This window comes from Methanobrevibacter sp. UBA417 (genome assembly GCF_002508845.1).
GTDB classification, from domain to species: Archaea; Methanobacteriota; Methanobacteria; order Methanobacteriales; family Methanobacteriaceae; genus Methanobrevibacter_A; species Methanobrevibacter_A acididurans.
The window spans coordinates 33,349-42,524 of the sequence record NZ_DAZC01000001.1; the positions used below are offsets into that span (position 1 = coordinate 33,349).

6 protein-coding genes and 1 pseudogene are annotated in these 9,176 nt (G+C 25.8%); 1 reads left to right on the top strand and 6 read right to left on the bottom strand.

Annotated features, from left to right (window positions below; genetic code table 11):
* Nucleotides 1-707: 707 nt before the first annotated feature.
* From BP769_RS00180 to dph5, 3 genes are all read right to left on the bottom strand, one after another.
* Nucleotides 708-2,054, bottom strand: coding sequence for a TIGR02710 family CRISPR-associated CARF protein (locus tag BP769_RS00180; RefSeq protein ID WP_409197887.1), 1,347 nt, complete (start codon nt 2,052-2,054; stop codon nt 708-710).
* Between the two features lie 250 nt (nt 2,055-2,304).
* Complete coding sequence (locus tag BP769_RS00185) at nt 2,305-2,715, bottom strand: hypothetical protein (RefSeq protein WP_409197888.1); 411 nt, start codon at nt 2,713-2,715, stop codon at nt 2,305-2,307.
* Nucleotides 2,716-3,990: 1,275 nt separating this feature from the next.
* Nucleotides 3,991-4,779 (bottom strand): diphthine synthase, encoded by a 789-nt coding sequence (gene dph5, locus BP769_RS00190; protein ID WP_413823593.1) that lies wholly within the window; start codon nt 4,777-4,779, stop codon nt 3,991-3,993.
* A gap of 277 nt (nt 4,780-5,056) precedes the next feature.
* On the opposite strand from dph5, the gene BP769_RS00195 reads away from it, so the two are divergent.
* A complete protein-coding gene (locus BP769_RS00195; protein WP_413823637.1) occupies nt 5,057-6,118 on the top strand; it encodes a class I SAM-dependent methyltransferase in 1,062 nt (353 codons plus the stop codon).
* Between the two features lie 9 nt (nt 6,119-6,127).
* Here the strand turns inward: BP769_RS00195 and mtnA are convergent, their stop codons facing one another.
* The 3 genes and pseudogenes from mtnA to BP769_RS00210 all read right to left on the bottom strand — a co-directional run.
* Nucleotides 6,128-7,057, bottom strand: a complete 930-nt coding sequence (mtnA, locus tag BP769_RS00200) for an S-methyl-5-thioribose-1-phosphate isomerase (protein ID WP_413823590.1) — start codon at nt 7,055-7,057, stop codon at nt 6,128-6,130.
* Nucleotides 7,058-7,136: 79 nt separating this feature from the next.
* Nucleotides 7,137-8,042 carry a radical SAM protein gene (locus tag BP769_RS00205; RefSeq protein WP_413823587.1) on the bottom strand — a complete coding sequence of 302 codons (906 nt, stop codon included), beginning with the start codon at nt 8,040-8,042 and terminating at the stop codon, nt 7,137-7,139.
* Nucleotides 8,043-8,301: 259 nt separating this feature from the next.
* Nucleotides 8,302-9,176, bottom strand: a pseudogene (locus tag BP769_RS00210) (hypothetical protein); the annotation flags it as partial.

The window sequence follows — 9,176 nt, forward strand, 5'->3', positions numbered from 1 at the left end:
GTTTATAGTTCCCTTATTTTTTTTTAATGGACATATATTTTTATCTATTTAAAATCTGAATCATTTTTTTCTGTGATTAAATTTTTAATAAAAAATTAAGAGGGAATAAATACAAGTTACCCCTTTTATCTTTTTTTTAATATAATTTTTAGGATTCTCTTAAATTTTAATGTGAAAACATTTCTCTTAAAAGATTAAACCTTCTAAAAATATATCATTCCCTGTTTTTATACATATTTTAATAAAAAATCAATACTTAATTTTTTTTTAACCCCTTTTATTAATTTTATGAAAAGTTTAAATTCGTTTTTTTTTAGTGAGATGATAAAAAAATATTTTCCTATATTTGTGTTAAATAAAAAAAACTTCTCATATTTTCTAAATTAAATTGATTTAATATTTTCTTTTATACATATGTGGGGACATTGAATATTTTAGCTTAAATGAAAAAAATTTTCAACCCATATTAAATTATTTTTTTTATAAAATATTTACCTTAAAATTTTGTTTAAAAAAAAGATTAACTATGCTTATTCCTAAATTTTTCTTTAATAGATTAATTTGTTTAAAAAAATCTTTTTAGCACAGTATAATAATTAACCTCCTATATATAATAATATATAAGACACCCATTAATTCATCACTCATATTATAAAAATAATAATATTTAAATTTTACTAAAAGATTCAAATAGAAAAAGTGTTAAATTAAATTTGGAATTTGGGAAAACTTCCTAATTTCATATAAACTTCAACATCAGAACATAAAAGTTTAGCATAATTAACAGAGTAATCATATAATTTTATAGCATTAATCTTGTTAATTGGACGTAAACCATGGGCTAAAACACTATTGTTACGTTTTTCAAGTTCACGTTGGACTTTATTATCTTTAATATAATAATTTCCTATTTCATCATTTAAGTATCTTAACATGTTAAAATCATTATACATTGCAAGGGTAAAAGTAGATTTAGAACTTGTGAAATTTTTAATATTTAACTTAGTTAAAATATCTTGATAATTTTCACTTGCATAATTTTTAAATGAATTTTTATTAATATCAAATTTAAAATTTCTAATTGAATCATTATCAACAATACCTAATTTGTTAAGTTTTAATTGAGCAACTAACTCCATAACACGATATAATCTTGCAACTGCATCATCATATTTACCTTCCTTAATACGACGATAAGCATTATTCAATAAATCTGGAAGATAAAAATAAATATTATCATTATTAAGATTGTTTTTTTGGGAAATTTTACGTTCTAAAAACATTTGATTGTTTTTCAACTGACTTAAAAATCCATTATGATCCTTTTCAAAACTAGTAACAACTGCTTTATCCTCATAGATTAAGTTTAATAAATCCTTCAAACATTTATCAAGGTTTATTTGTGAATTATCACAAGTTAATTTTATATTGAATTTATCCCAGGAATCATAAATATCAATAATTTTAATATATAAACTGGATAGTTTCTTTAAAAAAGGTTCTGTGAGTTTAGATTCTGCGGTTTTTAAATTTCTTCTTGCAGCTTGAAATTGATAATTATTAAAAAATTCTTTACCTCTTTCAAATTCATTTACTGCATATAAATCTAGGGGATTTTTTTGTTTTTTAATTTTTTCAAAACCATTTTTAACTATTCCTAAACCATTTTTATCTCGTCCATTTTCAGAAAAAGTTCCTACATAAGAATATTCAATGTTTTCTCCTACTGCTGCTAAGACTAAACCTGAAACCATAGGTTTAGTTCCTCCAGTAAAATCCATAACTACTTCAAAATTATTATGTTTTAATTCTTTTATAGCATGATGTGCTTTAAAATAAGATTCTTCTAAACTTTCGGGATTAACAATTTCTTTATATAATACTTCTCCATTAAATTTTGTTTTTTTAAGAACTTCTTTAGCAATTTTTAGTGTACCTTTAGAATGTAGGAAGTATACACAATCAGGTTTTAATTCTTTTATACAAGTTATTAGAGGTTCACTTGTTCCTCCAACACTTAAAATTAAAGCATTTAATCTATTATTTGTTTTCATTACCTTAAACACAACCCCATAATATGTTATTTTTTTTATATTAAATTAAAAAAAAGAGAGAGTATGATACCTATTTTTAATTATTTTATATTTATTATTTTTTTATTTAATAAAATATTTTATTTAAAAAAAGAGTTTTTTATATATTTAGATAATTGGTATTTAAAAAAAGATTTATAAAAAAGGAGATATATGAAAAATATTTAATTTATCTCCTTTTATTTATGTTTAAAAAAAAATTTTTTATGTTTTATCCTTCTTCATCAGGAGGAACGCTTTCACCAGGGTTAGAACCTGAACCTGAAGATGAACCTCCAGAACTGGATCCACCAGAACTAGAACCTGAACCTGAAGATGAACCTCCAGAACTGGATCCACCAGAACTAGAACCTCCAGATGAACTTGTTCCACTAGAATCAGAACTAGAATGGTGAGTAGTTCCAGATGAGCTAGAACCAGAACTAGATCCACTAGAACTTGATCCACTAGAACCACTATCTGCGGTGGTTGTATTATTTGTAGCATTAGTAATATTAGTGGTATTATTAGTAGCTGTGACATTTTGGTCTATTGATCCACTGAACATCATTGCAGCAGCACCTACACCTACTATTAATATTATAATCGCTAATACTAATATAATTAAATTTTCGGTTTTCATTAATATCTTAAATCCTATTTATTTTTATATAGTATTTATTTTTACAAAAAAAATATTTTAAAATTTTTTTGCTAGTGATAAAGTATTAGTTGTTTTTTTTATAAAAGTGTATTGGATGTTTGGTTTGTTTAAGTGGGAAGGTTTATATATGAGTTTTTTTAAATAATAAAAACGATGTGAATTAAACTTCATGTCTATTGGTAAATTTTAAAAAACAACCATTTTATAATCTCCAAAATTAGAATGGAAACCAATATTTTATTAAATCACGGGTATAATTATTAAATTAATTTATTTACATAATAAATCCTATAAACAATTACCTAAATATAAAAATAATAACAAAAATAAATTAAAAAGTTTAATTACTCCTAAAATAGTTATAAAAAATAAAAATAGTTATACCCTGCCTTCTTTTAAATTATTTTTTCTTACCTTATTATGGATTTTTTTAAGATAATGTGATAATTTTCTAATTTTAAAAATTTATCTATTGAACAAAAATTATTTTTTTAAAAATTACATTATAAGTATAAAGCAAAAATTTTATAAATGATAAGATTAATAATAAAAAACGATGTGAATTAAACTTCATGTCTTGGGTTAATAAAAATAAAACAACCATTTTATAATCTCCAAATAATATAAAAAATGGAAAAAAACATTTATTAAACCCTAAAAAAACAAAATTATCAAAAAAATAAATTTTTAGATAAAAAAATATTAAGGGATCACAAAAGATGAACTTAAATTACCTCAAACAATAAGAACAAAAACTTTTTACCCGTCCTTTAACTATTAAAAGATTATCTAAAAATTTAAATTGATAATTTATTAAGCTTAAAAAAAAATTATCCTTATTCTTAACATACTATTTTAAAAGAGAAAAATTGTATACAGCAAAAATTTTCTAAATTTTTAGGATAATAATAATAAAATATATAAATAATAACAAGAGTAATATTAATCATGGATTAAAATCCATTTGATGATTTAATGAAATAAAACCATTGAGTAATCTATAGGATTAAGCAAACTGTTTACTAAATTTCATTACAAAAAAAGAAAGAATAATATAAATTTTAAAAGAAAAATATATTTTAACTTTACTTATTAATGAAATGAGTAATAATTAGAAAATTTTTTTAAAAGAAATTTTTTGATTATAACTATAAAAAATTATTAGGAACTAACCACTGTTAAAATAAATTATTTAAAAAAAAATAATATTGTTCTTTCTTTTTTAATTTTTTTTAAAAAAAAACTTACTTTTTCTTAAACATTATCTAAGACTTCAGATGGTGCATCTGCTATTTCAACAAGATATTCTGCTTCTACTATATGTAATTTTGAAGGGATAACAATACAATGTAAAGGTCCACCAAAATCATAATCTATTAAGTTTTTAATATAATCAGCTTTAACTATATTATCTTCAGATCCTACACGTGCTATACCAATAGCTAAAGTATCAGGATTTATTAAGCCCTCACCTTGCTCATTATAAATTTCCATTAAATATTCTAATCCTTGATTAACTGTCATGTATCTATCTTTGTGTGCTTGAATATCTAATAATACTAAGGTGTGGAAATCCATTTTAAGATTATTTTCAATTGCTTTGTATGGTGATTTAGGGAAGAAGTTTTCATCAGGGAATGGGATTGTTGTTACTTTTCCGAATTTATATGCTTGAAGACCACTAATTCCTGGAGCACTTGAAAGAATTGAAGATCCATGTATCACAGTATAAGGTATTTTCTTTTTATGAACTTCTACTAAGAAGTCAGAGTGGGTTGTTGCAATTAAAGGATCTCCTCCTGTTATTAATGCTACATTTAATGTTTCAGCTTCTTTTAAGAAAATGTTTTCTTCTTCTACTTGGTTACGGTTAAGTATTATTATTTTTTTACCTATGATTTTTTCAATATCTTTAAGATTGGAACCTATTAATTTACTGGTGAAAAATTCTGCATATATTTTATCTACTTTTTTCAGTGCATTTAATCCTTTAAGACTGATGTCTTCTACATTGAATAATCCTAATCCTATTAAATAAAACATTATTTCTTATTCTCCCAATTATTATTATTTTTTTATGATTTTTTTTAAGTAATTATTATGAAAATAAAATTAGTTAAATTAACTTACTATTAATAATATAAGTATTGTTTATATTTAATATTTATATAATGGATTTATATTATTAGATTTATTTTTATAGTAATTTTCTAATAGAAATTCAAATACAAATAAACATTAGAATGAATGTTTAAATCTATGTTTTTTAATATAATACCTTGTTTAATTAATGCTTGTAATTAAATTATTAAGTGATATGATGAAAAGTTTAAAAGTAGAGTTACATCATCTAAATGATGTGCGTAAAATTATTGCAGAAAAAGAATTAATGAATATGAACTATAAAATCAAAACAGATAAAGATTACGGTTACATACCTATAAAAGAAATAGCCACCCCAACATTAATAGAAGAAATAAAAAACACTTTACAACTACCAGAATTAAACATCAGCAATTATGAAACCGAATTAGTAGCTACAAAACATTACCCTAAAAGTATAACTGAAGCATTAAAAGGAAAACTAAACCCAACAGAAATTGAAGAACTAAAAAAAAGTTTCGACACTATAGGAAACATTGTAATACTAGAAATACCCAAAGAATTGGAAAAATATAAAAAAACCATTGGAGAAGCAACATTAAACTTCACAAAAAGAACAAGTGTATATATGAAAAAAAGTCCAATAGAAGGAGTAACCCGAACAAGACAATTAGAACTTATTGCCGGAGAAAATAATCCTATAACCATACATAAAGAACATGGTACTAGATTAAAATTAGATGTTACTAATGTATACTTTTCACCAAGACTAGCAACAGAACGTAAAAGAGTATCCGATAACGTGAAAGAAGATGAAAAAATATTAGACATGTTCTGTGGAATTGGACCATTCCCCATAGTTATAGCTCATAATAAAAAATGCCAAATAACAGCTGTAGATATAAATGAATATGCTATAAAATATTTAAAAGAAAATATTAAGTTAAACAAATTAAAAGGAAGTATAAACCCTATATGTGGAGACATTATTGAAGTATCCGAAAATAATTTAACAAACCAAAAATTTGATCGTATAATAATGAATTTACCTGGATTAGCATATCAATTCTTAGATTTAGCAATAAAACATGTTGAAAATGAAGGAATAATAAATTATTATGAATTTAGTGACAATTTTGGACAAGGAATAGAACGTATACAAAAAGCAGCACATAAACAAAATAAAAATGTTGAAATATTAGAAAATCGGAAAGTGAAAAGTAGTAGTCCTGGAATGTGGCATGTTGGTATTGATGCTAAAATAACTGAAAAAGAATAAAAAAAAGGTTTATAATGGTTTAATTATTCCTTCTTCAGTTATAATTCCTGTAATTAAATCTGATGGAATAATATCAAAAGCAGGATTAATTACTTCTGTTCCTTTCGGACATATTCTACATTTACCATAGTAACGTACTTCATCACCATCACGTTCTTCTATAGTAGTATCAAAAATATTTGATTCTTTATCAAAGGTACTTAAAGGAGCTGCAACATAAAATGGAACATTGAAACGTTTAGCTGCAAGAGCAACCATAAGAGAACCAATTTTATTTATAACTCCACCATTAGCTATACGGTCTGCACCTATAACAACTTTATCAATCATTTTTTGACTCATTAAGTAACCAGATGCCACATCAGGAATTAATTTAACTGGAATGTTTTCTTCTTGCATTTCCCATACACTTAATCTTGCTCCTTGACCTCGTGGACGTGTTTCATCACATATAACATCTATTTTTTTACCTTGATTATGAGCAGATCTAATAACTCCTAAAGCGGTCCCATAATCTACACATGCTAATGCTCCAGCATTACAATGAGTTAAAATTGTATCTCCCTCATCAATGATTTCTGAACCATATTTCCCAATACTTAAATTGGTTTCTATATCTTCATCATACATTTGTATTGCTTCTGTTAAAGGATTATCTGATTTAAGAACACGATTTACTGCCCAAAATAAGTTAATTGCAGTTGGTCTTGAAGCTTTAATTTCTTTTGCAGCAAGATTAAGATCAACACCTTCTTTATCTGCAAGTACCATACCAAATGCTGCTGCAACACCAATAGCTGGTGCTCCTCTAACTGTCATGTTTTTTATTGCGTGTATAACATCTTGGTAAGTATTACAATAAACATAAGTTAATTCATCAGGTAATTTAGTTTGATCTATAAGTTTTAATTTATTATTTTCCCATTCTAATGTTTTCATATTAATCACAGTTTAAGTTAAAAAAAAATTATTGTAAATTAAGTATTTTAAAAAAAGATTAAAAAAAAATTTTAATTATTTAGTAATGACTTTGTGGTGTTCTTCCAAGGTATCTATCTGAGCCATGTTTTCCAGGAATTCCATAGGCATCAGCACGACATTGAGTACATGCACGGAATACTGGCATTATTTCTTCTACTTCATCTCTTACTTTTTCCATCATTTCGCATCCAGGTCTTTCATAATCTTTCATTTTGTTTAATGGAATTAAAGGTAAGATATTCATTATAGATGCTCCTCGTGCTTTAACTTCTTTTGCTATGTCTACTATGTGTTCATCGTTTAATCCAGGTATTAGTACTGTGTTTACTTTAACAACTACTCCATCATTGGTGACTTTTTCTATACCTTCTAATTGGTTTTTGAGTAATATTTCTGCTGCTTCTTTTCCTTTGTATACTTGTCCTTCATATACTACAAAGGAGTAAATATCTTTTCCTATTTCCGGATCAACTGCATTAACTGTTACTGTTACTGAGTTTACTCCTAATTCTGCTATTCTATCTGCATATTTTGGTAGTAGTAATCCATTTGTACTCATACATTTGATTAGGTCCGGTTTTTCTTTTCCTATTTTTTCAAAGAATTCGAATGTTTCATCGTTTGCTAGTGCATCTCCTGGACCTGCTACTCCTACAACTGCTATTGGTCCTTCTTTTGTAACTTCTTTTACATGTTCTAATGCTTCATCAGGTTTCATTACACATGATGCTACTCCGGGTCTGTTTTCTTCTGTGTTGAGTGATCTTGTACAGAAGTTACATGCTATATTACATTTTGGTGCTATTGGTACATGTGCTCTTCCTACTTTATCATGTATTTTTTCATTAAAACAAGGGTGTGCTCTAGTTAGATGTGCAAATTTTGATCCATTGTGTTTTCCTTCTTCTATTTTTTTTCCTTGGTTTGGTTTTTTTGTTTCCATAAGTATCATTATCCCCATTTTTTTATTAATTTTAATTTTTTTTCTTTTACTTTTGTTTATTTTTTTATTTTTTATGTATTTAAGTTTATGATTTTAATTTTTTTAACTTAATTATAGTTAGTATAAGAGCAAACTATTATATAAACTTAACTATTGTTATAATTTATTTTAATAAAAATATTGAAAAAAGTATTAAAAATATTTTAAAAAAAAGAAAAAGAAGAAAATAATTTAAACAAAAATTAAGGACAAAAAATCCTTAACTTTCATCATCATCATTAATATCTTCTAAATCTCCATTTTTATTTGTTTCATATTCTTCCTCATATCTTCTTCTTCTCATAACAGAAGTAGAAGTAGTGGTTGCTTGAACATTAGATGTATTTGGAGTGTTGCTAGTAGATTCAGAATTTGCACTAGAAGATTCTGCATTACTAGATGCAACATTATTTGTTTGAGCATTAGCAGTAGCAGCGTTAGCAGCATTTTGAGCAACAGTTAAACCATTACGATCTAAACCATTTGCATCATAACCTGCTGCATTATATCCAGCAGCATTGAATCCATTTGCATCATAACCATTACTATCAAATCCATTACTATCTAAAACATTATTGGTACTATCGGTATTTACAGTAGAATCAGTAACACCATCATTATTAACAGTATCACTTACTCCAGAATCAATAACAACATCACTATCATCAGTAGGTGTATTATCATCCACATCAGTAGTAGTATCATCACTTGCATCTGAAGCTGGTGTTTCTATAATAGGAACACTATCATCATCTACAGGAGTATTAGTATTATCATCACCAATAACATTATCAGAACCATCATCTACAGGTACATCAGGTGTAACTGGAGTTTCAGGAACTACAGGTTCAGTAGGAGTAACAGGAGTTTCAGGTTCAGTAGGAGTTGTAGGTTCACTAGGAGTTGTAGAATCATCCTTATCACCCTCACTTTCACCAGGTTCAGTAGGAGTTGTAGGTCCAGTAGGAGTTTCAGGTTCATCAGGATCAGGTACTTCTTCAGCTTCATTTACAATTAAACTAGAAACATAAGAATCTAACATAAAGTAAATATTACCGAAAGGTAAACTTGCTTTAGGCATACCATTAGAAACAT

Coding starts and splice junctions, on each gene's coding strand:
- BP769_RS00185 (WP_409197888.1), bottom strand. CDS start 2,715: ATGAAAACCGAAAATTTAATTATATTAGTATTAGCGATTATAATATTA.
- mtnA (WP_413823590.1), bottom strand. CDS start 7,057: ATGAAAACATTAGAATGGGAAAATAATAAATTAAAACTTATAGATCAA.
- dph5 (WP_413823593.1), bottom strand. CDS start 4,779: ATGTTTTATTTAATAGGATTAGGATTATTCAATGTAGAAGACATCAGT.
- BP769_RS00205 (WP_413823587.1), bottom strand. CDS start 8,042: ATGGAAACAAAAAAACCAAACCAAGGAAAAAAAATAGAAGAAGGAAAA.
- BP769_RS00180 (WP_409197887.1), bottom strand. CDS start 2,054: ATGAAAACAAATAATAGATTAAATGCTTTAATTTTAAGTGTTGGAGGA.
- BP769_RS00195 (WP_413823637.1), top strand. CDS start 5,057: ATGAAAAGTTTAAAAGTAGAGTTACATCATCTAAATGATGTGCGTAAA.